Source organism: Pseudomonas sp. H11T01 (genome assembly GCF_048515765.1).
GTDB lineage: Bacteria > Pseudomonadota > Gammaproteobacteria > Pseudomonadales > Pseudomonadaceae > Aquipseudomonas.
This window is the reverse complement of record NZ_JBLYED010000002.1, coordinates 298,109-322,532: the sequence shown is the minus strand read 5'-3', so window position 1 is coordinate 322,532 and position 24,424 is coordinate 298,109. Positions and strand designations below refer to the sequence as shown.

General features: G+C 58.2%; 27 protein-coding genes and 2 pseudogenes. 14 read left to right on the top strand and 15 right to left on the bottom strand.

Features of this window, described 5'->3' with window-relative positions; translation table 11 throughout:
- Nucleotides 1–323 precede the first annotated feature (323 nt).
- Entirely contained in the window at nucleotides 324–1,199 is an 876-nt protein-coding gene (locus ACN1C3_RS04040) for a DNA/RNA non-specific endonuclease (protein ID WP_419114491.1), read from the top strand.
- Between the two features lie 68 nt (nucleotides 1,200–1,267).
- Here ACN1C3_RS04040 and ACN1C3_RS04035 read toward each other — a convergent pair whose 3' ends face one another.
- The 4 genes from ACN1C3_RS04035 to ACN1C3_RS04020 form a co-directional block, all read right to left on the bottom strand.
- The gene (locus ACN1C3_RS04035) at nucleotides 1,268–1,741 is read right to left on the bottom strand and encodes a periplasmic heavy metal sensor (protein WP_419114490.1); all 474 of its coding nucleotides are present in this window, start codon (nucleotides 1,739–1,741) and stop codon (nucleotides 1,268–1,270) included.
- The gene (locus ACN1C3_RS04030; RefSeq protein WP_419114489.1) at nucleotides 1,738–2,172 is read right to left on the bottom strand and encodes a hypothetical protein; all 435 of its coding nucleotides are present in this window, start codon (nucleotides 2,170–2,172) and stop codon (nucleotides 1,738–1,740) included. The genes ACN1C3_RS04035 and ACN1C3_RS04030 overlap by 4 nt, the downstream gene beginning before the upstream one ends.
- The gene (locus ACN1C3_RS04025; protein ID WP_419114488.1) at nucleotides 2,169–2,750 is read right to left on the bottom strand and encodes an RNA polymerase sigma factor; all 582 of its coding nucleotides are present in this window, start codon (nucleotides 2,748–2,750) and stop codon (nucleotides 2,169–2,171) included. The genes ACN1C3_RS04030 and ACN1C3_RS04025 overlap by 4 nt, the downstream gene beginning before the upstream one ends.
- Nucleotides 2,751–2,848: 98 nt before the next feature.
- Nucleotides 2,849–3,169 (bottom strand): YXWGXW repeat-containing protein, encoded by a 321-nt coding sequence (locus tag ACN1C3_RS04020; protein WP_419114487.1) that lies wholly within the window; start codon nucleotides 3,167–3,169, stop codon nucleotides 2,849–2,851.
- A gap of 243 nt (nucleotides 3,170–3,412) precedes the next feature.
- Between ACN1C3_RS04020 and ACN1C3_RS04015 the strand changes: the two genes are divergently transcribed.
- Nucleotides 3,413–3,535 carry a hypothetical protein gene (locus ACN1C3_RS04015; protein WP_419114486.1) on the top strand — a complete coding sequence of 41 codons (123 nt, stop codon included), beginning with the start codon at nucleotides 3,413–3,415 and terminating at the stop codon, nucleotides 3,533–3,535.
- Nucleotides 3,536–3,573: 38 nt separating this feature from the next.
- On the opposite strand, the gene ACN1C3_RS04010 is transcribed toward ACN1C3_RS04015, so the two are convergent.
- Nucleotides 3,574–4,623 (bottom strand): SDR family oxidoreductase, encoded by a 1,050-nt coding sequence (locus tag ACN1C3_RS04010; protein WP_419114485.1) that lies wholly within the window; start codon nucleotides 4,621–4,623, stop codon nucleotides 3,574–3,576.
- A 2-nt stretch (nucleotides 4,624–4,625) separates the two neighbouring features.
- Nucleotides 4,626–5,045 carry an ester cyclase gene (locus tag ACN1C3_RS04005; protein ID WP_419114484.1) on the bottom strand — a complete coding sequence of 140 codons (420 nt, stop codon included), beginning with the start codon at nucleotides 5,043–5,045 and terminating at the stop codon, nucleotides 4,626–4,628.
- A gap of 116 nt (nucleotides 5,046–5,161) precedes the next feature.
- Here ACN1C3_RS04005 and ACN1C3_RS04000 point away from each other — a divergent pair, with 116 nt between their 5' ends.
- Nucleotides 5,162–6,037: a LysR family transcriptional regulator gene (locus tag ACN1C3_RS04000; RefSeq protein WP_419114583.1), complete on the top strand. Its 876-nt coding sequence runs from the start codon at nucleotides 5,162–5,164 to the stop codon at nucleotides 6,035–6,037.
- A 77-nt stretch (nucleotides 6,038–6,114) separates the two neighbouring features.
- The gene (locus tag ACN1C3_RS03995; RefSeq protein WP_419114483.1) at nucleotides 6,115–6,780 is read left to right on the top strand and encodes a ribonuclease T2 family protein; all 666 of its coding nucleotides are present in this window, start codon (nucleotides 6,115–6,117) and stop codon (nucleotides 6,778–6,780) included.
- A 78-nt stretch (nucleotides 6,781–6,858) separates the two neighbouring features.
- Here the strand turns inward: ACN1C3_RS03995 and ACN1C3_RS03990 are convergent, their stop codons facing one another.
- Both ACN1C3_RS03990 and ACN1C3_RS03985 read right to left on the bottom strand, forming a co-directional pair.
- Complete coding sequence (locus ACN1C3_RS03990) at nucleotides 6,859–7,554, bottom strand: hypothetical protein (protein ID WP_419114482.1); 696 nt, start codon at nucleotides 7,552–7,554, stop codon at nucleotides 6,859–6,861.
- A 289-nt stretch (nucleotides 7,555–7,843) separates the two neighbouring features.
- Nucleotides 7,844–8,536, bottom strand: coding sequence for a hypothetical protein (locus ACN1C3_RS03985; RefSeq protein WP_419114481.1), 693 nt, complete (start codon nucleotides 8,534–8,536; stop codon nucleotides 7,844–7,846).
- 769 nt (nucleotides 8,537–9,305) lie between these two features.
- Here ACN1C3_RS03985 and yiaY point away from each other — a divergent pair.
- The gene (gene yiaY / locus ACN1C3_RS03980; protein WP_419114480.1) at nucleotides 9,306–10,454 is read left to right on the top strand and encodes an L-threonine dehydrogenase; all 1,149 of its coding nucleotides are present in this window, start codon (nucleotides 9,306–9,308) and stop codon (nucleotides 10,452–10,454) included.
- 148 nt (nucleotides 10,455–10,602) lie between these two features.
- On the opposite strand, the gene osmE is transcribed toward yiaY, so the two are convergent.
- Both osmE and ACN1C3_RS03970 read right to left on the bottom strand, forming a co-directional pair.
- Nucleotides 10,603–10,953 (bottom strand): osmotically-inducible lipoprotein OsmE, encoded by a 351-nt coding sequence (gene osmE / locus ACN1C3_RS03975; RefSeq protein ID WP_419114479.1) that lies wholly within the window; start codon nucleotides 10,951–10,953, stop codon nucleotides 10,603–10,605.
- 46 nt (nucleotides 10,954–10,999) lie between these two features.
- Nucleotides 11,000–11,512, bottom strand: coding sequence for a DUF3016 domain-containing protein (locus tag ACN1C3_RS03970; RefSeq protein WP_419114478.1), 513 nt, complete (start codon nucleotides 11,510–11,512; stop codon nucleotides 11,000–11,002).
- A 179-nt stretch (nucleotides 11,513–11,691) separates the two neighbouring features.
- Between ACN1C3_RS03970 and ACN1C3_RS03965 the strand changes: the two genes are divergently transcribed.
- From ACN1C3_RS03965 to ACN1C3_RS03955, 3 genes are all read left to right on the top strand, one after another.
- The gene (locus tag ACN1C3_RS03965) at nucleotides 11,692–13,188 is read left to right on the top strand and encodes a helix-turn-helix transcriptional regulator (protein WP_419114477.1); all 1,497 of its coding nucleotides are present in this window, start codon (nucleotides 11,692–11,694) and stop codon (nucleotides 13,186–13,188) included.
- A gap of 199 nt (nucleotides 13,189–13,387) precedes the next feature.
- A complete protein-coding gene (locus tag ACN1C3_RS03960; protein WP_419114476.1) occupies nucleotides 13,388–13,639 on the top strand; it encodes a DUF1652 domain-containing protein in 252 nt (83 codons plus the stop codon).
- A gap of 159 nt (nucleotides 13,640–13,798) precedes the next feature.
- Complete coding sequence (locus ACN1C3_RS03955; RefSeq protein WP_419114475.1) at nucleotides 13,799–14,077, top strand: hypothetical protein; 279 nt, start codon at nucleotides 13,799–13,801, stop codon at nucleotides 14,075–14,077.
- 9 nt (nucleotides 14,078–14,086) lie between these two features.
- Here the strand turns inward: ACN1C3_RS03955 and ACN1C3_RS03950 are convergent.
- A pseudogene (locus tag ACN1C3_RS03950) lies at nucleotides 14,087–14,272 on the bottom strand (LysR family transcriptional regulator); the annotation flags it as partial.
- Between ACN1C3_RS03950 and ACN1C3_RS03945 the strand changes: the two are divergent.
- The 3 genes and pseudogenes from ACN1C3_RS03945 to ACN1C3_RS03935 form a co-directional block, all read left to right on the top strand.
- A pseudogene (locus ACN1C3_RS03945) lies at nucleotides 14,252–14,511 on the top strand (hypothetical protein); the annotation flags it as partial. The pseudogenes ACN1C3_RS03950 and ACN1C3_RS03945 sit on opposite strands and share 21 nt — an antisense overlap.
- Before the next feature lie 15 nt (nucleotides 14,512–14,526).
- Nucleotides 14,527–15,324, top strand: a complete 798-nt coding sequence (locus ACN1C3_RS03940; RefSeq protein WP_419114474.1) for an SDR family NAD(P)-dependent oxidoreductase — start codon at nucleotides 14,527–14,529, stop codon at nucleotides 15,322–15,324.
- A 37-nt stretch (nucleotides 15,325–15,361) separates the two neighbouring features.
- Nucleotides 15,362–15,778 (top strand): SRPBCC family protein, encoded by a 417-nt coding sequence (locus ACN1C3_RS03935; protein WP_419114473.1) that lies wholly within the window; start codon nucleotides 15,362–15,364, stop codon nucleotides 15,776–15,778.
- A 145-nt stretch (nucleotides 15,779–15,923) separates the two neighbouring features.
- On the opposite strand, the gene ACN1C3_RS03930 is transcribed toward ACN1C3_RS03935, so the two are convergent.
- Both ACN1C3_RS03930 and ACN1C3_RS03925 read right to left on the bottom strand, forming a co-directional pair.
- On the bottom strand, nucleotides 15,924–17,312 hold the full coding sequence (locus ACN1C3_RS03930) for a sensor histidine kinase (RefSeq protein WP_419114472.1): 1,389 nt from the start codon (nucleotides 17,310–17,312) through the stop codon (nucleotides 15,924–15,926).
- A complete protein-coding gene (locus tag ACN1C3_RS03925) occupies nucleotides 17,290–17,973 on the bottom strand; it encodes a response regulator transcription factor (protein ID WP_419114471.1) in 684 nt (227 codons plus the stop codon). Before ACN1C3_RS03925 ends, ACN1C3_RS03930 begins: the two co-directional genes overlap by 23 nt.
- A 312-nt stretch (nucleotides 17,974–18,285) precedes the next feature.
- On the opposite strand from ACN1C3_RS03925, the gene ACN1C3_RS03920 reads away from it, so the two are divergent.
- Nucleotides 18,286–19,227, top strand: a complete 942-nt coding sequence (locus ACN1C3_RS03920; protein ID WP_419114470.1) for a hypothetical protein — start codon at nucleotides 18,286–18,288, stop codon at nucleotides 19,225–19,227.
- 272 nt (nucleotides 19,228–19,499) lie between these two features.
- Here the strand turns inward: ACN1C3_RS03920 and ACN1C3_RS03915 are convergent, their stop codons facing one another.
- Nucleotides 19,500–20,111, bottom strand: coding sequence for a glutathione S-transferase family protein (locus tag ACN1C3_RS03915; RefSeq protein ID WP_419114469.1), 612 nt, complete (start codon nucleotides 20,109–20,111; stop codon nucleotides 19,500–19,502).
- A gap of 165 nt (nucleotides 20,112–20,276) precedes the next feature.
- Here ACN1C3_RS03915 and ACN1C3_RS03910 point away from each other — a divergent pair, with 165 nt between their 5' ends.
- Nucleotides 20,277–21,143 carry a patatin-like phospholipase family protein gene (locus ACN1C3_RS03910; protein WP_419114468.1) on the top strand — a complete coding sequence of 289 codons (867 nt, stop codon included), beginning with the start codon at nucleotides 20,277–20,279 and terminating at the stop codon, nucleotides 21,141–21,143.
- Nucleotides 21,144–21,153: 10 nt separating this feature from the next.
- Here ACN1C3_RS03910 and ACN1C3_RS03905 read toward each other — a convergent pair whose 3' ends face one another.
- A complete protein-coding gene (locus ACN1C3_RS03905; RefSeq protein WP_419114467.1) occupies nucleotides 21,154–22,074 on the bottom strand; it encodes a MurR/RpiR family transcriptional regulator in 921 nt (306 codons plus the stop codon).
- Between the two features lie 312 nt (nucleotides 22,075–22,386).
- On the opposite strand from ACN1C3_RS03905, the gene ACN1C3_RS03900 reads away from it, so the two are divergent.
- Nucleotides 22,387–24,324, top strand: a complete 1,938-nt coding sequence (locus ACN1C3_RS03900; protein WP_419114466.1) for a bifunctional 5-dehydro-2-deoxygluconokinase/5-dehydro-2-deoxyphosphogluconate aldolase — start codon at nucleotides 22,387–22,389, stop codon at nucleotides 24,322–24,324.
- Nucleotides 24,325–24,424 lie beyond the last annotated feature (100 nt).

The window sequence follows — 24,424 nt, the reverse complement described above, 5'->3', positions numbered from 1 at the left end:
GAGACGATGCTAGGTGTTTATCCCTTCCCCATATAGCGGCCCACTGGACAAACACTGTTGACAAATTGCGCATGAATAGAGGGCTTGGAAAAGCTGACGAGTCAGCCCGTGGGACATCCGCCAGGTCGATTCTGGTCATTCGTGACCGAGACGGCTATTGGCCGTTCTCTGCCGATCGCCTCCTTGACGTGCCTTGCCCAAGTCGGATGCAATGGTCAGCACTAATTCAATTTGTAGTGGTCAATGAATGCCGGACACCGCGATAGATCGTTCTTCTGGCTTTGCCCTAAATATCCCCTCACTCTAATTCGAAGATTTTAAGCATGAACCTACGCAACATTGCAGTGGGGCTGTCGGCCCTTGTTTTGTTCTCGACGGGTGCGGCAGAAGCTCGCAACCTGCTGGACTTCATCAAACTGCCCAGCCAGCATGAGGAGCAAGGGTACCGCTCTGGCTCAGTCAGCCAGAACGCGGCGATTGACCTCTATTCAAGCAAACAGAAACAGGCATCGTTTGATGGGTGTGCAGAGCTGTTCCCGGCAGCCAAGCCGATCAACATGGCGACTGTGCCTGCAACGATGAAGCCCTTGGCCCTGTGTTCCGACGACTTTGCGGTGCTGTATTCGCAAACCAGCAAGACTCCGTTGGTGGTGGTGGAGCGCCTTAATTCTGCCCAGCTACAGGATGCCAAGGGTGAGGAGCGAACCAATCAGTTCTATCCGGACCCACGCATTCCCAAGAGCGGGCGGGCAGAGTTGAGCGACTACCGTGGCCAACATCCGGCAGTGGATCGTGGCCATCAGTCCCCGGCAGCAGACGCACCGAATCCGCATGCAATGGCCCAGTCCTTTGCGCTGTCGAACATGGTGCCGCAAGACCCAACCAATAACCGGAAGATCTGGAGCAAGGTCGAGTCTGATGTCAGAAAGTTTGCGATGCGAGCCGATGGCAATGTCTTTGTCTTTACCGGCCCGCTCTTTGACGCTGGCCATACCACCATTGGCGACAACAAGGTCTGGGTACCTACCCGCCTGTTCAAACTGGTCTACGACGCTTCGTCCAAGCGGGCCTGGGCCTATGTGCTACCCAACGCGGAGACCCGTATTGAGAGGCCAATGGACTATGAGACTTTTGTGAAGACCACGGGACTCAACCTGCTGGGAAATCTACCGGTCACAGGTTCAGTGGTCCGCTCTTGATCTTCGAGAGTCCACTTCCCTAGCCCTCTAAACGCCGCGCAGAAGCGTGAAAAATCCGTCGCTGCCGGCTAGTTTTTGTTCGCCTCGCTGGCCTTTGCCTTACCACGCTCGTATAGGGAATCGGCGAGGGTTTGCCGCTCATCCGCCGGCAACGTGGCGGCGAAGTCCGCAAGGTTGGCGTCGACTTTGGCTCGCAGCGTGATATCAGCCTCACGGGCTTTACTCAGATCGCTGTCCAGAGCGGTACGATCCAGGGTCGGTGCCTGCAATTGGCGGATCACGTCGAGGCGGGCCTGGCGGCTGGCGAGGATCAGCGACTGGTTTTCGGTGCGGGTCTGGCGCAGCAACTGGCGCAGCTGGTGGCGTTTGGCGGGGGGCAGCTGCGCCATTGCCTGGTGCAAGCCATGTTGAGGCATCGCCAAGGCGGGTTTGGCCTGGCTATGCCATTGATAGAGGCCGCCGACCACACCGCCTATCAGGAACACATTGAGCACCAGCGACACCGCCAGCAGGGCCTTGAAATGCTTGGATGGCTGGGTCACTGGTCAATCTCCTCGGCATTGATACTCAGGACGATATCGGCATCGCTCTGCTCAAAGATGCTGGGTAGGGCATCGGGCGAGGTCGTCAGCGGCAGGTCCAATGAAACCACCAGCATGCCCGCGGCAATGCCCGCCAGTCCCGCGCCGACGAACCCGGCGCGTGATAGCCAGCGGGCATGCCGCGTCCAGAACGATGGCGGCGCGGCAAGCGGCGCAGACGCAACGATGCGTCGGACAAGGTCCGGTGTCGGTGCGGCCACCGGGTGGCTGTCGAGTATGTTGTCGAGCCAGCGGGCCTGGTGCAGGACCTTGAGTACCTCGGCGTCGCCGCCGGCGAGCAAGACCTGGGCCGCGGCCCGCTCGGTGGATGGCCAGCGCTGCAGGTCAGCGCCGTAGACGTTGGCTAAATGACTGAACCGTTCGAGCGTCATCGGTTTCCCCTCCTTAGGACAGCGTCGCCGTGTGATTCGGCGAGGTGGTTGCGCAGGTTGCGTCGTGCCCGTGAAAGCAGGCTTTCCAGTGCATCGACAGTAATGTTCATCAGCGCCGCCGCCTCGATGTTCGACAGTTCCTGGTAGTACTGGAGCACGATAGCTTCGCGTTGGCGTTCGGGCAGCGAGGCAAGCGCGGCGGCCATGTGTTCGCTCCGTGAGCTCGCTTCCAGCTGCTCCTCCGGTAACGGTGCGGTGTCCACGGGTTCGGTCAGCTCATCGCTGTCCGGCAAAGGCTGCTCCTTGCGCTTGCGCAGCCGGTCGTAGCAGAGATTCAGCGCGACCCGATGCAACCAGGTATCAAACCGTGCCTGTCCGCTGCGCCAGTGCGCGGCCTGTTTCCATATACGCAGGAAGCTTTCCTGGGCCACGTCTCTGGCTTCATCGGCGTCGCCGAGTAAGCGACTGGCGAGCGCCAGCAGACGGGGCAACTTGCGCGACACCATCTCGTTAACGGCCTCTGCTTCGTTGTTGCCGATGCGGGCCAACAACTCGACGTCCGGATCAGTTTCGTTCAAAGGGGCAAGTCTCGGTCCGGTGACGGGTATCAGCTGTGTCCGGGCGGGCGCGGAAAGGGGCGGCCAAGGCACGCCCCAATACAGGTCCACTCATGGGTTTAGCGTACCCAGTGCCCTTCGATCCAGTACCAGTTCGGCCCGCGTGCCTGCCAGTGCCCCGGCTTCCAGCGTGCACCGTGCATCACCGGCTGCCAATGACCGGGCACCCAGGCGTAGCCACGGCCTTCCCAGCGCCAGTGGCCACGATCCCAGGCATAACCGGGGTGTGCCACGGGCACCATCTCCACACGCATGGGCGGCGGTGCCTGGCGGATGATGATCTCGGTCTGAGCAAAGACGGGCGTACTCGCCAGCGCTGCCAGCGCCAACGGAACGAGCAGAACATGCCGTAACTTGACCAGGGGGTGCACACGTCTCATGACAACTCCTTCAGGCCTGCATCCGAAAGTGAATGCAGCTAATGAGTTGAACGTTGAAAGGGGAAAAAATCCGTCGCGAGAAAATGAATCTTTTTTCATGGCAGGCTGCGCGTCGCCTGTGGTTCACGAAAATATCGTCAGGCAGCGACGGATGTTCGGTGGTGCCACGTTCAATGAGTAACCGTCAGCACACAGAGGGTGTGTGCCGACGGACCGTCGCCATTGACTCACGAGGAGTTGACCATGTCCCGCCGCTTCAGATTGATCGCCTGCGTTGCTTTGTTGCTGACCTTGAATGGTTGCGTTTTCTATGGTCATCCGCACCGTTGCTGCTGGCGTTACGACTATGGGTATCGGGCGCGTTGACGGTTTGCGCAGGGTCGAGGTCTGACTCCAGCTATGACTTATGCCTGCTTTGCCTCAGACGGTGGCGCGGGGTGGTTTTCAAACCAGTCGTGATCGCGGTACCAAGCCACCGTATCGGCAATGGTTTGCTCTAGACTTCGGAACCGTAGGCCAAGCTCTTGTTCACTCTTGCAGTGGTTGAAGTGGGTGCGATCGGCCTCCCGCACCATCAGTCGCACCGTGGCCATGCTCAGCAGAATGGGCTTGCCGGTAAGACGCGCATAGATCTCCTGCGTGGCAGCCAGGGCGTACAGCAGTGGGAGTGGCAGTTGTCGTACCGGCGTCTTGACGCCCGCTATCCGGCCGAGCAGGGGGACCAACTCTCGCATCGTCATGTGCCGGCCCGCGGCCAGATAGCGCTCGCCACGTCGCCCATGTTTGACGGCGGCAATTTGTGCCAACGCCACATCGCGGGCATCGACAATGGAAAAACTACCGGGGATCAGTCCGGGCAGTTTGCCGTGCACGACATCGTTAACCAACTGTCCCGAGGAGGTCGGGCCAATGTCGGCAGGGCCCCACATCCAGCCAGGCAGGACCATGCAGGCATGCATGTCGGGATGAACTTCCAGGAACGACAACACGACACGGTCGGCGAGGATCTTGCTGCGGTAGTAGTCATCCGCGTCGGCGTCGGCCCGCAGGCACGTCTCATCGATTGAGGTGCCAGGTGCGCCGTCGAGCACGGCAATGGAAGACGTATGGATGAAACGTCGGATACCGGCGCGGTAGGCCTGGTTAAGCAAGCGCCGCGTACCCGCCACGTTAATTTTTTCGAGTTCCTTCCAGTGGCTGCCGCCCTTGTAGTTGTCGCGAAAGAACGCCGCAGTGTGAAACACCGTATCGCAGCCTTGCAGCGCCGGGGCGAATGCGTCGACATCGGCCATGTCTCCAACGACCAGTTCCACACCCGGCAGATTGTTGAACTGCTGTTCACCTTTGGCTCTTGAACGGACCAGGGCTTTGACCTGGCAGCCACGAGCGACCAATTCACGCACCAGGTTGTTGCCCAACAAGCCGGTTGCGCCAGTGACGAATGCGTTGTGCATGTTCAGCCCTCACTCGGATCGGCTAATGGCATCAACACCGCACTGTCGAAGAAGGCCTCTTCACGTATAGCCAACCCGTCTCTGAAGGTGAAGTGGGCGGCGTAGTGCACGGCGATGTGGCGTCCATGGGGTGGAATCACCCGGTCCGACAGCACCAAGGGTGCGGTGAAGGTGCCGGTCAGGAAGGCGGTCAGCGCCAAACGATCGTCACAGACCGCAAATGGGCTCAAGATCACCTGGGCATCGGGGAGCGCTTCAAGCAATGCGGCCTCTCGTTTGTGCATGGCCTCGCGACCGGTTTGCATCCCCATGCCATCGAGGTAGATGAAGTCTTCGGAAACCAGCGCGAGCAGCGCCTCCAGATCACGGCGATTGAAGGCGCTGGCGGCGCGTTTCGCATAATCGTTGGGGCCAGTAGTCATACAGTCCATTCCATTCGTTTCGAAGGCGTGTAGATATACCGTTGGTGCCGCTCCCGAAAAACAGCGACTACTGCATAATGGTTTTGCAAATGTGCAAAGCAGGGACGACAGGAAGCATGACGGTGCAGGCAAATTGGGACGATCTTCGACTGCTGTTGGCAGTCTCGCGGCGTGGCAGCTTTCTTCAGGCCGGCCAATTGCTGGGTATCGCTGCGTCTACGGTGTCCCGACGGTTGACCCAACTTGAGGGCGCGCTTGGCGAGCCACTCGTCGAGCGGGGAGTTGAAGGATGCTGGTTGACCGCACGGGGTCAATCTCTCGTTGAAGTTGCCCTGGCTGCGGAGGAGGGCTTGAGGCGTCAAACCGTTGCCGGCATGACCGGGCTACAAACGGAACTGTGCGGCAGTGTCCTGGTCAGTGTTGGAGAAGGGTTTTCGTCTTGCGTGCTGGAAGCTGCGAGTCGCTTTACCTCCCTTCATCCGCGTTGTTCGGTGGAGTTGCTGGTAACCGCCGACTTTCACAAGATTGTCCGCGGAGTGGCAGACATTGCTATCCGCACCGCTCATCTGGGTGAGCCGTCGCTGGTTTATCGACCCATGGGCAAGCTCGCCTACGGTGTCTTTGCCGATGCAGGCTATTTGAAGCGGTTTCCAGGGGTGACGCCGGCCACTGCGGTCAATATCGCCTTGCTCCCTCCGCTGGACATGTTGCCGCAAATGCGTGCGGCAAAGGCCGCGGGTCTTGAGCGCGCGCAGATCAGGGTGAACTCGTTCGCGGCACAGATCGAAGCGGTGAGGCGAGGTATGGGCGTTGCGGTGCTGCCCCGTATTCTGGCGAAGGACCTGATAGCGTTGTTCCCGGATCTCCAACTCCCCGATATGGAGGTCTATCTGGTGACCCGGCCTCAAGCATTGAAACAGGCCCACATCAAATCGTTCTTTGCCATCCTGGAACAGGTGCTTCTGAGTCAGGTTGTTGAAACCTCCGTGTGACAAGGGCGTTTGTGGTCTTGACTGTCCAGCAACAAGAAGGGGGTGTCAGGATGATCCGGTCCCCAAGGAGAGGGTAAATGAGAAGACTATCGGTACTGGGAGCGCTCATTGCGCTGACGATTTTCAGCGTTGGCATGAGCGATGCCCGAGAGGCACGAAACGACAAGCAGCGGGGCGATTCGGTTGCGGGGGTCTTTGACTACTATCTTCTGACGTTGTCCTGGTCACCCACGTTTTGCCTGACGCATCGCGAAAATGAACAATGCTCGGGAAAAGGCTACGGCTTTGTACTCCACGGTCTCTGGCCTCAGTACGCCAATGGCGGCTGGCCGCAGTCTTGTTCTCCGCGGGTTCCTTTGTCACCCGCTGAGCGGGCGAGGGGGCTGACGTTGTTTGTGACGCCGAGGCTGCTTGAGCATGAATGGACAACGCATGGCACCTGTAGCGGTCTTGGGGCCTCGGGTTATCTGGACACAGCAGACAAGGCCGTGGGCGCTGTCCGGATCCCGGAGCAACTGCAGCCCTTCAGTGCTACGTCTTACTTCGAAGCTCAGGAGATTGCGCGACTGTTCCGGCAGAGCAATCCAGGCATACCCGCCAATGGCATTGCGATTATCTGTAATGGGCCTGAACTGTCGGAGGTTCGTGTTTGCATGGGGAAAGACCTGGCATTCGGGGCCTGCGGCAAGGGCGTCAAAAATCAATGTCGGTCAGGAGAAATTCGTGTGCCTCCTGTTCGATAGGCGAACATACGCAGCGCACCATAATGGAAGGTGTCGAGCAATCTTTCATTGAAGAATGCGGGCACTGAAAGTACGGATTTATACGGACAGTGCTACCGCTTTGGCTACCCTGGCGTGGAGTGCCTCTACTTCTATGTCTGTCAAGAGATTAGCCGGTTCACCCAGTACCCAAACACCACTGTTGTTATAGGTGACGGTCTTGCTTTCTCCATCGTTCACCGCCACGATTATCGAGTTGGATACGCCCTTGGGAATTAACGAGCCCATCAGTTGAAAAGGTCCGAACCATAATTGGAACTCGTTCTTTGGCGTCATGGTGGACGCGCCAATATTCATACCGCCTGCACAATCCACCCAGATGCAGCATCCTTTGGAGTCCAGTACTATTTCACGAGGATGGGCTTCTAATTGATTGTTAATTAAAATATCTCCCGGCTGGCCGCCATTCTTTGCCGGTGTGAATACACCATTTTCAGTCAGCGTCGTCATTTGACCCGTGTTGATGGGCAGGTTTTTTCCACCGGAGGTAAAGGTGATATCGCCTTCTTGCACGGGATCGTTTGTAAAGTTGACCATGAAAGAGAGGGTTGAAATATCAACAGTATTTTTGTATTGATAACTGGGTTGGCCCGCAGTGGCTTTAGGACCTTTTGATATCCATATGACGGTGAAGTCGTTATTGACTTTTTTGGCCAGATAGAGGCTGTAGTTGTTGGTTTTTTGTGCGATCAGCTGATCTTCTTCAATGTAAGCTACAATTTGCTGGTTGCCCATGGCTGAATTCCCTTTCAATTAAATCAACGCTTGAGATGTGTCAGGCTCATGGGGGTGGCACATCATGAAATTTTACTTTGTAATGCGTTAATTTGTATAAACATAGCATGGAGTATTTTTGCCTATATAGAATCATTGGCTATGTGGAGCGCGATTTTTTAGTGTGTTCTGTTGGGCAAGGATTGAGGCCTCCATCAATAAAAACCCCATAGATCGATGATCTACGGGGTTTTTATTGGCCAGTGTTTCGCCGTTTCACCCTTGATGGCAGAGACTGAATTTTACGGGCTTATGCTGGCTCTCCTAAAGCTTTGGCGACCCTGGCGTGGAGCGCGGCTACTTCTTTTTCTGACAGAGGGTTGGCGGGCGCGCCAGTTACCCAGTTGCCACTGTTGTCATAGGTGACGGTCTTGGTTTGTCCATCGAGCATAGACACGACTATCAGTTTAGATAAGTTGCTGGCAATTAATGAGCCTGTCACCTGGATATTGCCGAACCACAGTTGGTATTCACTTTTGGGAGTGAGTGTGGCGGTCCCAATATTCATACCGCTTTCGCGGTTCACCCAAATATTGTTTCCGGAGGCATCCTGCAATATCTCATGCGGATTAGCTTGTAATAGGTTATTGATTAAAACGTCGCTCGAGACCCCACCGTTTCTCGCAGGCGTGAATATGCCATTTGCATCCAGGGTTGTAGTCTGCCCCGTGCTGATTGCCAGGCTTCTCCCGCCTGAGGTGAAAGTGACAGCGCCTTCTTGCACGGGGTCGTTTGTATAGTTAACCATGAAGGAGGGCGTCGTAATATCAAACGTATTTCGGTATTGATAACTTGGGTTGCCGACGGTGGCCACGGGGCCTTTTGATTTCCATATCACGGTAAAATTACTGTTGACTTTCTTCGCTAGGTAGAGGCTGTACTTGTTGTCTTTTTGTGCTTTTAGTTGTTCTTCTTCAATATAAACTACGATTTGTTGGCTCATTTCGAACTCCATTTCAGTTAGGTTGAAGCAGAAGGTTTATCGAACCAGGCGGTGGCCTTTTGTTGCCACTGCTGAGTCCCTTATCAACATAGCAGGCAATAAATTTTGCCCATAGAATCATTGGCTATTCAATGCTTGAATTTCTATGGGTTTCGCGATTGGGTTTTGTTTTTTGCGAGCGGGTGTATTTGATTAATGCCATTTTATCATGTGTTTGCAGGTGCTCCGTATATGTGGGTGTGGGGACCGTAAGTTTATTGACGGCAATAGTGTTTCTAATGATCAAGTTTTAAATTCAGAGGTGTGTCAGGGGCGATGTAAAGAAGTCGCGTCCACCGTGTGCAATTGGCAATCAAGTTAATTGCTTTTAATTATGAGTCCGGTATTGCGCAAGCGACGTTGAGTGGCAGGTGAAGGATTGGTTTTGCGTCCTCAGCCCCCCATCACCACCCGCCCGGTGATGCCCCGAGCGTCGATTACCTCCCCGTAGCGCTCGGGAACGCACTACTAAAGGAGGAGCCAGTGAAACCTAAAGGACCATTCAGGTTTTGCGTCGTTGCTTTAGGCTCAATCCCAGGATCAAACAATACCGGTAGCGATGGCCCTGCCAATCTCTGCATCTCAAGACGGTTCACCTGAACACGTGATGCAGCACACGACCCCGCCGAGCGTTGTCACGGATGACAATCATACAAGCCTCACTGCCTGCGTTATGAGTAGAAGCCTTCCCCCAACTTCTACGTTATTCCAGAATAAAAGAGGATTAGTCATGAGCAGCACTTTCTTCATTCCATCCGTGAACATGATGGGCATTGGCAGTCTTGACGAAGCCATGGTCGCCATCCGCAAATATGGTTTCCGTAAAGCCTTGATCGTCACTGACGCAGGCCTGGCCAAAGCCGGCGTGGCCGATAAAGTAGCCAAACTTCTGGCCGAACAGGACATCAACTCCACGCTCTTCGACGGCGCCAAGCCCAACCCGACGGTCAGCAATGTCGAGAAAGGCCTTGAGCTGCTCAATCGCAGTGACTGTGATTTCATTATTTCCCTGGGCGGTGGTTCGCCTCATGACTGCGCCAAGGGCATTGCCTTGTGCGCCGCCAACGGCGGTCACATCAGCGAATACGAAGGCGTGGATCAGTCCGCCAAGCCACAAATGCCCCTGATCGCCATCAACACCACCGCCGGTACGGCGAGTGAGATGACCCGCTTCTGCATCATCACCGACGAGACCCGTCATGTAAAAATGGCCATCGTCGACCGCAACGTCACCCCGTTGTTGTCGGTCAATGACCCTTCGCTGATGGCCGCCATGCCCAAAGGCCTGACCGCTGCCACCGGTATGGACGCGCTGACCCACGCTATCGAAGCCTACGTGTCCACTGCAGCAACGCCGATCACCGATGCCTGTGCCCTCAAGGCTGTGGAGTTGATCTCGGCCAACCTGCGTAACGCTGTGGCCAACGGTGGTGACATGACTGCCCGGGAGAATATGGCCTACGCGCAGTTTCTGGCCGGCATGGCCTTCAATAACGCTTCGCTGGGTTATGTCCACGCCATGGCGCATCAGCTCGGGGGCTTCTACGACCTGCCACACGGTGTCTGCAACGCGATCCTGCTGCCCCATGTCGAAAGCTTCAACGCCAGCATTTGCCCGGCTCGTCTGAAAGACGTCGCCACCGCCATGGGCATCGATACCCAGCGTCTGGATGCGGAAAAAGGCGCCGCTGCGGCCATCGCCGCCATTCGTAAACTGTCTTCGGATATTGGTATTCCTGGCGGCTTGGCCGAGTTGGGCGCCAAGGCTGACGACATCCCGATCCTGGCCGCCAACGCCATGAAGGATGCCTGCGGCTTTACCAACCCGCGTCCAGCCAACCAGGATGAGATCGAGGAGATTTTTCGCACGGCGATGTAACCGATGTGAGGTTGGCCCGGCCCCTCTCACGGCTAGTTGTCCAGTTCTGAAACAGGCTGATACTTCCAGATGAGCTGCTCAAAACGCTCGATGCATCGCATCGGGCGTTTTTGTATTTCAACGGTAGATCCGCAGGCTCGATGTTTGGCTAATAGCCCCCGCCATGCTGTGGGGGTTCTTTAGCCGCGTGCTCCACGTCTTCCCAACCGGCGCAGCTGATAAAGCCTTTGTGGTCCACCTTATTGGCTGCATCAAGGCTGACATGGTAGGGCTGTTGCTGGCCGCCATGAGTGAGCTGGTAATCGAGACAGGAGCCGGGGTTTTCCGTGCGTTTGCTCACCGATGCCGGTGGGCCGCCGATGTCGAGAACCTGCTGTTTGCTCATGCCATCGCTGACACGGGCGACCAGTGGCTGGTCTCGGTAAATCTGTTCTTGCGGGGAGCTACAGCCGGCCAGCGATACCAGTACGGTAAGGACTGCGAACAGAGGCTTGATCATTGCAGGGCTCCAGGGTGAGCAGGGTAGGTATTATTCGTTTCGACCGCTAAGACGCTGGCTGTTTGAACTGGGTGCGGAACCAGTCGGCGATCATGGCTTTTTCGGCGTAGAGCCGGTCACTGTGGGTGGCCCGGCCGGGACGCTCCAGATAGAACTTGTCGCTCAGATGGGCATCGGCCTGGCGGATTGTCTGGTCGTTCTGTTTGAGCACGTAATGCAGTTCAATGGACGGCCAGGTGATGTCACGCATAACGCGCACATGGCTGTAATTGAGGTGCCAGGGCTCATACTGACCGGCCAGGTCAATGTTGCGCACTTCGATCTGCAGCACTTGCCCGGATGGCAGATAGCGCTGACCAAGTTGTTCGAAATAACCGCGTAATGCTTTCATGACGAAATCGTCGGCACCACGCCCATAGCCTGAAGTGTCCAGGCTGGCATCACTGAAAGATTCGGGATTCTTGAAGCTGACCTCGACCGAAGTCGCTGCGGCGAGCGGTTGTGCCAAGCTGCTCATGCCTATCAACAGGATCGCGGTACCAGCGCCTTTCGCGCGCATCACACACCTCCTGGCGCGGCTCCGGCAAGGCCGCCACCTTCTATTCAGTGTATGCCTCGGCAGGGTTTCGGCAACTGCCGATCAGCTGCACTATGCCGGGCCGCTGTGGTCGTAATGTTGTCCCGCCTGCATTGCGCATTTCGCGTCTGTGGGCCGTGCGGCATTTTTCTGGAGCGCCAATGAGCCAGGACGTCCTAGCCACCGAAACCAATCGTCGTCAGTTGCAACAGATCATCTCTGGACTGTCCGACGGTGTGATTCTGATCGAAGTCGACCAGACCATTCTCTGGGCCAATGAAGCTGCGCTGGCCATGCACGGCGTCAGTCAGCTCAGTGGGCTAGGCGCCAATGCGCAGGAATATGCCGAACGCTTTGCCTTGCGCTATCGCAACAACCATCCCGTGCTTGCAGACAGTTACCCGATCAGCCGGGTCGCCAATGGCGAAACCTTCAGCGATGTGGTGGTCGAGGTCACTCACCGCGCCGACGAAGAGCGGATCTGGGTCCATCGCATCCGCAGCATGATTCTCACCGACCGCGCCGGTGAGCCGGAATCGTTGGTGCTGATTCTCGCCGATGCCACCGATTGGGCCAGTGCCGAGCAGCGCTTCGAAAAAGCCTTCAGTGCCAACCCGGCACCGGCGGTGATCTGTCGCCTGAGCGATCTGCGCTATATCAAGGTCAATCAGGGCTTTCTGGAAATGACTGGCTATACCCGTGATCAGGTCATCGGACGTTCGGTGTATGAGCTGGACGTGCTGGAAGAGGCGGATCGCAAGGACCTGGCCATTGAGCGTCTGAACCAGGGCGCGACGATTCCGCAGATGCAGGCCGACCTGCGTTTACCGGAGGGTGGCAGCAAACTGGTGATCGTCGCCGGGCAGCCGCTGGATATCAACGAGGAAGGCTGCATGTTGTTTTCCTTTATGGATCTGGAGCCGCGGCGTAAGGCTGAGGTGGCGTTACGTCAGAGTGAAGAGCGCTTCGCCAAGTCTTTTCGCCTGACGCCGGTGCCGATCCTGGTGTGCAACGCCCAGAGTCAGCACGTGGTCGACGTCAATGAAGCCTTCCTGACCACCACCGGTTACACGGCTGAAGAGGTGCTCGGCAAGTCGGTCGAAGCCATTGATTTTATCGACGGCAAGGACGCCTGTGCCCACTTGTTTGCGGCGCTGGAGAACACCGGAAGCCTGGATGGCGTGGACCTGAAGGTACGCAAAAAAGGCGCCGGGGTGATCGACTGCGTGGTCTCGGCCGACACGGTCAGCATTCAGGACTCGCCGTGCTATTTGCTGGTGCTGATGAACATCACCGAGCGCAAACGTACTGAGCTGGAGCTGGTCGCGGCCATTGAAGAGGTGATGAAGGACGCGTCCTGGTTCAGCCGGACCCTGATCGAAAAACTTGCCAATGTGAAAAGCGTCAATTCCCCGCAGCTACCGAGCATTTCGTTTGCTGACCTGACGACCCGCGAACGGGACGTGCTGAGGCTGATCTGCGAGGGCCTGGCGGACAAGGAAATCGCCGCACGCCTGACGCTTGCACCCAATACCGTGCGCAATCATGTGGCGACGGTGTATTCAAAGCTCGACGTGCACAGCCGCAGCGAGGCGATCGTCTGGGCCCGTGAGCGCGGTCTGTTCGCCGGAGAGCGGCGCATAAAGGGCGAGCAATAAGGTGCAAATGCACCAGGTAAACCAGTGCAAATTCAGCTTCTGTCGGGTAGTGGCGTTTTTTACTCTTTGAGGGTGCGGCACAGACCTTTGGGGCGCGTGCCGCGATCCCTTCAAAGCCGGTAAAGGAACGCCACATGCGCAGCGAACAGGTCAACGGTGCGGTCGATAAAGCCGCCGGCAAAGCCCCGGGCACACCCGGGTGATTTCTCCATCGCGATTGCGCGGTTATCTCGAACAGAGTTTTCTGCCGCTGAGCTGCGACTGCGGCCTGTGTCCCGGACCGTCGTTGACCGTGCGCCTTTACGATGCTGCCAGTGGCCGGGTCGATTTGGTGGTCACTGGCCTGCGTCTGGAAAAGCTCGCCACGGTAGACGATGTCGAGGCGCTGATCGAAGAGCTGCGTTACGAATTGCAGAGCAATAGTCTGGGACGCTCTGGGGTGGGCGAATAGACGTGGACCTTGCAGATAGACAGATGTAACCGACTGGCATTGCCTGATGGCTGAACTATAAGAAGTACCAGGGATAGTTTCTGATGCGACGGACCCGCAGGCAGGCGGTGCCTTGCTGACGCCGCTTAATCCAGCTCGAAACCCATCGCAGGTATCACCATGCAAACCCGTCTTGGATCTGCTCTCGCGCCGTTTCTGCTCGGTCTTTGCGCCGCCGCCATGCTGGGAGGCTGTGCCAGCCCCCCGGTTCAATCCGCCAACAAACCCATCGAGCAAAAGGAGCAACAGGCGCCGCCTGACGCCGAGCCCGCGGTTGCAATCCCGGCCCCGGTCTCGAAAGGGTGCCAGACCACCGAAAGCACTGAAGTCAAAGGCGTTGCAACGCAGGAGGGGCAGACCACCAGCACCCGGACCTCGACAGTGTGTGTCACTCAGTGACGGTACTGATTACCCTGATACCGCCGTCCCAGGTTCGGTCAGCACTTTCCTGAAGGTTTCCACCAGCGGTCGCAGATTGATCCGATGCCAGGCCGCCCATAATGGCGTGGTAAACGAAATCCACGGCACTTCCCGCAGTACCACGCCGGGTGGTGCGTTGCGGCTCAAACCTTTCTGGATCCTCGCGATGCCCAACCTGACGGTTTTTTGCTGGCGGGTCGCTACACTCTGCTGGACCATGATCGCGGCCTGCAACGCTTGATGGATGCGGCATTGGCGCGCAAGGTCGAGATTGTCGTATTCCTGGCTCGAGTCGTCCGGGCCGGATCGCTGAAGACGTTACCGCGCTGTCGGCGAAAACTCCGGCTGCCTTCTGGCAAGCACTGCGCGAGGCCAATCTGATTTCTGCTCGCGCCCCTTTGCCGATTGCTTAAGAACAGGAACCCAATATGAAAATCGATTTGACTGGAAAACTCGCTATTGTCAGCGGCAGCACCGCTGGCATTGGCCTGGGCATCAGCAAGGCGTTGGCCGAATCAGGTGCCACGGTGGTGGTGATCGGTCGCGAGTCAGGCAAAGTCGAGCAGGCTTTGGCGGATATTCGTCAGCGCCTGCCTGACGCCAATTTGCGCGGACTGGTCGCCGATCTGGGCACGGCCGAAGGCGCCGAGCGGCTGTTCGCTGCAGAACTGCGGGCTGACATTCTGGTCAACAATCTGGGGATCTTCAACGACGTCGATTTTTTCGACGCCCCGGACAGCGAATGGGCGCGTTTCTACGAGGTCAATGTGATCTCCGGGGTTCGCCTGGCGCGGCATTACGTGCCGGACATGGTCGGCCAGGGTTGGGGGCGGGTGATCTTCCTGTCCTCCGAGTCGGGCATCGCCACGCCGGGAGATATGATCAACTACGGCGTCACCAAGAGCGCCAACCTGGCGGTTTCCCACGGTCTGGCCAAGCGTCTGGCGGGAACCGGGGTCACGGTCAATGCGGTCTTGCCCGGGCCGACTTTCACCGATGGCCTGGAGCACATGCTCAAGGACGCCACCGAGAAATCCGGGCGCAGCGCCCGTGAGGAAGCCGATGAATTTGTGCGCAAGGCGCGGCCGACATCGATTATCCAGCGTGCGGCTGAGGTAGAGGAGGTCGCCCACCTTGTGGCCTATATCGCCTCACCATTGTCCTCGGCCACTACGGGGGCTGCGTTACGGGTCGATGGTGGTGTGGTCGACAGCATGGCGATCTGAAGCTTTTATTACCTGTTAATTTTCTGGAGAACGTTTCATGGCTAACGCCTCGGCATTCATTGATATCCCGGCCTCGGCCGAACAGGTCTGGCGATTGATTGGCGGCTTCAATTCGTTGCCGGACTGGTTGCCCTTCATCTCGAAAAGCGAACTCAGCGATGGCGGCCGCGTGCGCAGCCTACAAACGGTGGACGGCCTGGTGATCGTCGAGCGCCTTGAGGCCTTCGACAATGCGGCGCGTTCCTACAGCTATTCGATCAGTCAGGCACCGTTTCCAGTCACCGATTACCTGGCCACATTGCGCGTCGAAAACCTGGAAAGCGGGCAGACCTCGCGCGTCACCTGGTCGGGCCGTTTCACACCGGTCGGCGTGAGCGACGAGGCCGCGGTGGAGTTGTTTACCGGCATCTACCGCGAGGGGCTGGAGGCGTTGCGGGCCAATTACCCGGATTGAATCGAGGGAATCTGAAGTCGTAGATCGTTCCCATGCGCAGCAAAGGAATGCCGCCATGGACGCGCAGCAATCGCCTTCGGCTGTGACGCAGAGCGTCACGGGATGCATGCCCACGCAGAGCGTGGGAACGATCAGTCGATCAGCCCTACGGAATGAGGCTCGGCCTGCAATCAAGCACCAACCGGGCGCCTCCGAGCTCGCTGCTACCTACTTCAAGCTTGAACCCATGCAGATTGGCGATTGCCGCAACGATCGATAACCCCAACCCAAACCCACCGTGCTGGCCGCTGTCATCCACGCGATAAAAGCGCTGGAACACGGCGGCGCGTTTGTCCGGTGGGATTCCGGGGCCGGAGTCGAGCACTTCGATGCGCGTACTGCCGGCATCAAAGACCGCGCGCAAAATGACTTCGCCGCCGGGTGGGGTGAATTTGATCGAGTTACTCAACAGATTGGCCAGCGCCTCGAACAACAACGCCCGGTCGCCGGTCAGGCTGGGCAGCGCGTCCGGTACTTGCAGGCTCAGTGTCAGTTGGCCTTCCTCGGCCAGCGGCAGGTAGAAGTCGTGCAGCTCATTGAGCAAGGGCAGCGGATCGAGCAGCACAAACCCCGAACGACGCTGATGATCTTCCAGTTCGGAAATCCGTAACAGCCCGCGAAAACGCGCCATCAAGGTGTCGGTCTCGGCAATCACGTGATCCATTTGCAAGGCTTCAGGCGAGCCCTCGGCGGTCTGCTGTTGAATCCGATACAGCTGCGCTCGCAATCGGGTCAACGGTGTGCGCAGGTCATGGGCGATGTTGTCGCACACGCCCTTGACCTCGTTCATCAGCCGTTCGATGCGGTCGAGCATGGCGTTGACGATGGCGGCCAGCATGTCCAGCTCGTCTCGACGATTGGACAGCGGCAAACGGTGGGTCAAATCACCGGCGACGATGGCTTCGGCGCTGGCCTGGATACTTCGAATTCGCCGCAGCGGGCGCCTGCGCAGCAAATACCAACCCGCGATACCGGGAATGATGGTTAAGGAAACACCCCAGAACAGCGCATGCAGAATGATCCGTGTGACGGCAAACAACGAGCCGTTGTCGCGCACCAGAATCAGCCAGCGGCCGTCCTGGGTGTGGGTCGCCACCGCGTCGCAGCTGTCGCGCGGCAAGTCGGGAGTGTCGGAGGCGAAGCAGTCGCTCAGCGCATGGATCCTGGCGTCCAGCGGCAGGTCCGCCGGAATCTCGATGATTGGCCCACTGAGGTGTCGGCGCTGCTCATCGAACAATCCAAACGCGTCGATGCCGCGGATGTCGTAGTTCATGCTGGTGGTCAGTGCTTCCACCAGTTGATCGCCTTGAAAGTGTGAAAACAGGTGCTGACGCTGCATCAGCGAGTGCTTGGCGAGGTTGTCCAGATAGCCGGAAACCTCATAGTAGAGCCCGCCCATCAGGATGCAGCTCCAGGCCACGAACAGCGAGCTGTACAGCGCCAGCAGTCGACTGGTGGAGGAGCTCCAGCCCTTAGAGGGGTTCAGCAATGACATAACCCGAGCCTCGCACGGTCCGAATCAGTGACGTCAGGCCCGGTGGGTCGACCTTCTTGCGCAAGCGGCCGATGTGCACGTCGATCAGGTTGGTGCCCGGGTCAAAGTGATACCCCCAGACCTCCTCGAAAATCATCATCCGCGACAGAATCTGTCCGGTGTTGCGCATCAGAAACTCCAGCAGCTTGTACTCGGTGGGCAGCAGGTTCAGTAATTGCCCGGCGCGAGTCGCTTCGTGGCTGATCAGGTTCAGCTCCAGATCGGCCACTCGCAGCGTGGTTTCAAACGCCTTGACCGGGTTCTGGCGCCGCAGCAGCACTTCGACTCGTGCGGCCATTTCATCCGAGGCGAAGGGTTTGGTCAGGTAGTCGTCACCACCAGCGCGCAGGCCACGCACTCGCTCGTCGACATCGGAAAGGGCGCTGATCATCAGAATCGGCGTGGACACGCCAAGAGTCCGCAGCGTGGTGACAATGGTCAGGCCGTCAAGCTCGGGGAGCATGCGATCGAGAGTGATCAGGTTGTAATCACCACTCACCGCCCGCGCAAGACCCTCGCGGCCATTGTCGACCCAGTCCACTTCCAGGCCGTGGCTGCTCAGCTCGGCGACGATCTCCCGGGCCGTTATGGCGTCGTCTTCGATGGTCAATATGCGGGTCATAGGGGGTACCGGAATAAAGAATTCATGACGCAGGGCGGCATTTTGCCCAGAAAAGCGGGTGGGCTTTCTAAAAAAACTTTCATGTTGGGAAAAGGTTAGACGTTGAGAAGCAGGCTCGGGTTGAGTTGTGCCTTAATGCAGAAAACCCGCTGATAGTGCGCTGCTATTGCAAATTGCATGGTCCGGTTATCTGAAAAAATATCTAACTCATTGAAGTGAAACTGTTTATTAGAAGTTTGCGGCTGGCACGGTGACTGCAGTTCTTCTTTCGAGAGTTGTAACACCACCTTTCATGCCGGGAGCACAACAACAATGAATAGATCCTCTGATACTTATCTCACAGCAGTGGACGAGTCGAGCACGCTCTCAGGCGTTTCCTGGGGGGCGATATTCGCTGGGGCGGCGGGTGCCGCAGCGTTGTCGTTGATTCTGGTATTGCTCGGTTTCGGTCTTGGATTCTCAGCGGTGTCGCCGTGGGCCGGTAGCGGCATCAGCGCCAAGGGCTTGGGCATCTCGACAATTGTCTGGCTGACCTTCACGCAAATCGTCGCTTCCGGCATGGGCGGTTACATCGCCGGGCGCTTGCGAGTGAAGTGGTCGAACATGCACGGTGATGAGGTGTACTTTCGCGATACCGCCCACGGCTTTCTCGCGTGGGCCGTTGCGACCCTGGTGACTGCAACCCTGGTGGTTGGCTCGGTGAGCAGTATTGTCAGCGGCGGTGCGCAGGCCGGTGCCAGCGTGGCCTCCGGTGCTGCCAGTGCGATGACCCAGGCTGCAGGCAGTGCCGCAAGCAATAGCGGCGGTGAAGAGTATGGTTACTTCGTCGACAGTCTGTTCCGTGACGATCGTCCGGCGGCGGTCAGCGATGACGCTGTGCGCGGCAGCGTGACGCGGATCTTCGTTCGCACCTTGAGCAACGACGGCCAGCTGGCTGCCGAGGATCGGACTTACCTGGCGCAATTGGTCGCCCAACGCACCAACCTGACTCAGGCGGATGCCGAACGCCGGGTTGATGAAGTGTTCGCCAAGGCTCGCAAGGCTGTGGATGACGCGAAACTCGCTGCCAAACAGGCCGCCGACACCGCCAGAAAAGTCGCTGCCTGGACCTCGCTGTGGATGTTTGTCGCGCTGCTCTGCGGTGCGTTTTTTGCCAGTTTCGCCGCGACCTTCGGCGGTCGTCGTCGGGATGCCGTGGTGTATCTCGAAACAGAAGCCTATGTCACGTCGACATCACTCCCACTCACTCGCTAAGCCAGGAGAATGACCATGCGCTCATTACTGCTGTTTTTCCTCGGTGTGCCAATCCCGATCATCATTCTGATCGCCTTGTTCATGCATTGATGAGGTGGCGCTATTGATCGAGGCCGCTGTAAGGCCGGAAAAGATCGCAGGCTGCGCCAGCTCCTACAGGGGATTGCGTACACTCGGATGTACACGGTCGGCGTAGGAGCTGGCGCAGCCTGCGATCTTTTGGCGATTTTGAAGGGCGTTGAAGATCAAAAGATCGCAGCCTGCGGCAGCTCCTACGTGGCAGGCGTTGAGATGAACGCTTCGAGTTGTTCGGCGTACGCGGTGAAACGACTCACCAGCGGAAACTGCTCAACGTCGACCTGATCGGCAATCACCAGTTGGGTGAAACTCCAGGCGACGGCGAGGGTGATGCCGTCCTGAGCGATCGAGCCGTCCATTTTCAGCGGCTGTCTGACCAGCTCTCGCTCCAGCTCCGAATACGCCGCCAGCAACTGCCCGCGAACACGCTCCAGCCACGGCGCATGTTGTTTCTCGGCAGGTCGCAGGTTTCTCTCGTAATAGATCTGAACCGATTTTTCGTTGGCCGCCATCGCCAGCCCTATCAGCCGCAATGAACGCAGGCGCTGATTCAGGTCGGCGGGCAACAAGCTGTTGCCAGGACCGGCCAACGCCTCCAGATACTCGATGATCAAGTTCGAGTCCATCAGCACTTCGCCGTCGTCCAAGACCAACGTCGGAGCCTTCACCACCGGGTTGATCCGCTGGAATTCTTCGAACCCCCGGAACACCGAAATCGACGCATGTTCGAACGGGATATCCAGGCATCTCAGGGTAATGGCGACGCGTCGAACGTAAGGTGAATCCAGCATTCCGATCAGCTTCATGTACAACTCCTTGTGATGAGCAACGGTGCGATGACGGGTGCTAATTTAGCGGCAAAGGTTTGGGCTTGACCATCCTTTTGAACACGAGGCTGATGCCCGGGTTGGGCGCCCATCCGCCAGCTATGCTTGCTAATCCAGGGGGCGAGTTGAAGCAGGAGGCCTGATATGTCTGCGGTTAAAACTGCACTGGTCCTGGCCGGTGGCGGCAGTCTCGGGGCTGTTCAGGTCGGTATGTTGCGGGCGCTGGTCGAGGCCAGTGTGGCTTTCGATCTGGTAATTGGCGCGTCGGTCGGCGCCATCAATGGCGCGTATTTCGCGGCCAAACCCAATGCCCAGGGGGTCGCCGAGCTGGCGGACTTCTGGCGAGGCTTGCGCAAGGCGGATGTGTTCCCGTTTTCGCTGATGGACACCGTGGCCGCAATCCTGCGTCGACGAGGCTTTTTACTGCAGTCTTCGGCGCTGGAGCATTTGGTGCGCCGCGCGCTGCCGGTCAGGTTGATCGAAGACACCGAACTGCCCCTGTACATCGTCACCACCAACCTGCTCACGGGCGCCGAAGAACTGTTATCGAGCGGCAGTGCCGAACAGGCCTTGCTGGCCAGCGCGGCCATCCCGTTGGTGTTTCCTTGCGTGCAGATCGGCGACAAGTGGTTGGTTGATGGTGGCGTGGCCAGCAACACGCCAATCGCCAGTGCGGTGGCTCTTGGGGCGACCCGGGTCGTGGTGGTGCCAACCGGGTTCGGTTGCGCCTGCCCATGCCCGCCGGCCGGTCTGGTGGCGCTGGCGCTGCACACCCTGAACCTGATGAGCATGGGGCAGCTGGTGCGGGACATTGAGCTGTATTCGTCACGGGCCGACATCCATGTGGTCGCGCCGCTGTGCCCTTTGGGGATTTCGGTGTTCGACTTCAGTCAGACCGATCAGCTGTTGCAACGGGCCTATCAGCAAACCCTGATCTGGATCGAGAAGGGTGGGCTGGTGCACACCGGGGTTCCGGGTTCATTACAGGCCCACACTCATCCCGCGAGGTAAGGTTGCTTGCCTAATCCTCAAACCCCACCTGCTCGTGAATCTCATCCACCTTCAATTCCAGTCGATATGCCACGGCGATAAACAGCGCCTGGCACAGGCACAAAGTCGCACTCAACGAACGGAAGGCGAACGAGCTGCCCTCATTCACCAGCAGCACCGTATTGGCCCGCTTGGCCAGGGGCGAGAGGTTGCTGTCGGTGATGATCAGGGTTTTCGCCTGATGCAGCTGGGCGATGCGCAGGCAGTGCTGGGTTTCCTTGCCGTACGGCGTGAAGCTGATGGCGATCACCAGATCGTTGGCGCGCACGCTGCGCATCTGTTCGCGGTAACTGCCGCCCAGCCCGGAGACCAGGTGGATGCGCTTGTTGGTGTGCTGCAGGTTGTAGACCAGGTAATCGGCTACGGCGAATGAACGACGCACGCCGACCACGTAGATGTTGTCGGCGTTCACCACCAGGTCCACGGCCTTGTCGAACGCCTGATCGTCCAGTTCCAGGCCCAGCCGCTCGATGCCCGACAGCGTGGCGTTGATGCATTCGCGTGCCAGGTCGCCGCCGCTGGCCTTCTGCGATTTGTTGGCGATCATGCTGCGGATGCGCTGCTGGTAGTTCTGCACCGGCGTGGTTTTGTGGGTGTAGGCCTCGCGGAACAACGCCTGCATTTCACTGAAACCGCTGAAGCCGAAGCGCTGGGAGAACCGCACGATGGCCGACGGATGCACTTCGCATTCACGGGCGATGTCGCTGATGCGGTCGACCATGATCCGGTCGCTTTGCTGGCTCATGTAGCTGGCAATGCGTTTGAGCTGGCGCGGCAGGCTTTCGTATTCCTCGGTGATCAGCTGCAGCAGACGCTCGGCATTGATCGGGGGGGCGACGAGATCGCTCTCGGGCGTGCTCTCGGTCGTAGCCGGCTGATCGGTGCTGGACATAAAAAATCCTTCTGGCTTGTTCTTATAGGGCTGGCAGGTACACGCAGCCCTCGACAATAGGTTGGCTGTGCGCAGTCTACAGGGTAGGCGCAAATAAAATCTTGAGCGTGAAGTCAGGTGATTGATTACTGAATCGATCCACGGTGTCTGGATCAGTCCTGGAAAAGTTTATTGGAAAAAATATTCCACGTAAAAAATTTATAGAATAAATATTGATTGGCGCTGCAAGACGTTTTAGTCTGGCCTCACACCAAAAGTGTTCGGCGCCTCCACCGCGGCGAACGCAGGCTGATAAAAATAACAGGAGCCAGCATGGGCCAGACTCGTTTTGCCAGTGGGCGTCAATTGGATCTGATCTGCCTCGGACGCCTTGGCGTCGACCTCTACGCACAGCAAGTCGGTGCGCGGCTGGAGGATGTCAGCAGTTTCGCTAAATACCTGGGCGGTTCATCGGCGAATATCGCTTTCGGCACCGCACGCCTGGGCCTCAAATCGGCGATGTTGAGCCGGGTGGGGGATGACCATATGGGCCGCTTCCTGCTCGAATCCCTGGCCCGCGAAGGTTGCGATATCAGCGGCATCAAAGTCGATCCGGAACGCCTGACCGCCATGGTTTTGCTCGGTCTCAAGGACCGCGAAACTTTCCCATTGGTCTTCTACCGCGAAAACTGCGCTGACATGGCGTTGCGCGCTGAAGACATCAAAGAATCCTTCATCGCTTCCAGCAAAGCCTTGCTGATCACCGGCACGCACTTCTCTACTGACGGTGTGTACAAGGCGAGCATCCAGGCGCTGGATTACGCCGAAAAACACAACGTCAAACGGGTGCTCGACATCGACTACCGCCCGGTGCTCTGGGGCCTGGCCGGCAAGGCAGACGGCGAAACCCGTTTCGTCGCTGACCAGAACGTCAGCCAGCATGTGCAGAAAATCCTCCCGCGCTTTGATTTGATCGTCGGCACTGAAGAAGAATTTCTGATTGCCGGCGGCAGCGAAGACTTGCTCACCTCGCTGCGCACCGTGCGTTCGCTGACGGCCGCGACCCTGGTGGTCAAGCTTGGCCCGCAAGGTTGCACGGTGATTCATGGAGTGATCCCGGTGCGTCTTGAAGACGGCGCGATCTATCCCGGTGTGCGGGTCGAAGTGCTCAACGTGCTGGGCGCTGGCGATGCCTTTATGTCGGGCTTCCTCAGTGGTTGGCTGATCGATGCGAGCGACGAGCGTTGCAGCCAGTTGGCCAATGCCTGCGGTGGTCTGGTGGTGTCGCGCCACGCCTGCGCCCCGGCGATGCCGACCCGCGCCGAACTGGATTACCTGTTCAACAGTCCGGTGCCAATCACCCGACCCGATCAGGACGTGGTACTGCAACGCCTGCATCAGGTCAGCGTGCCGCGCAAAGCCTGGAAGCAACTGTTTATCTTTGCCTTCGACCATCGCGGGCAACTGGTCGAACTGGCACAAAAGGGCGGCCGTGACCTCAACAGCATTGGCCAACTCAAGCAGTTGTTCATCAAAGCCGTGGAGCGGGTCGAGACGGATCTGCGCAAGCAGGGCATCGAAGCCGATGTCGGTCTGTTGGCCGATCAGCGCTTTGGCCAGGACTCGTTGAACGCCGCCACCGGTCGCGGCTGGTGGGTGGCGCGTCCGGTAGAAGTCCAGGGTTCGCGGCCATTGGCTTTCGAACATGGTCGTTCGATCGGCAGCAACCTGATCGCCTGGCCGCAGGAACAAATCATCAAATGCCTGGTGCAATTCCACCCGGACGACGAGCCACTGCTGCGCCTGGAACAGGAGGCGCAGATCAAGGGCCTGTATCAGGCGGCGCAAGTCAGCGGGCATGAATTGCTGCTGGAAATCATCCCGCCCAAGGATCATCCGTCAACCCATCCGGACGTGCTCTATCGCGCTATCAAGCGCCTGTACAACCTCGGCATTTTCCCGGCCTGGTGGAAGATCGAAGCGCAAAGCGCCGCCGAATGGGAGCAGCTCGACGCACTGATTCAAGAACGCGATCCGTATTGCCGGGGCGTGGTGCTGCTGGGCCTGAACGCGCCAGCCGCGAGCCTTGCTGAAGGTTTTCAGCAGGCCAGCCAGAGCAAGACCTGCCGCGGCTTTGCCGTAGGTCGAACGATTTTTCAGGAACCAAGCCGGGCCTGGATGGCCGGTGAAATCGATGACGAAGCGTTGATCCGGAGAGTTCAAGGCACGTTTGTCGAACTGATTGATGCCTGGCGCGCAGCGCGGGCCTGATGAGTTGACACAATTCCAATGTGGGAGCGACGGTGCGGCGATCCGACTTGCTCGCGAATGCGGAGTGTCAGGCAACGTTAATGCTGAATGTCATACCGCA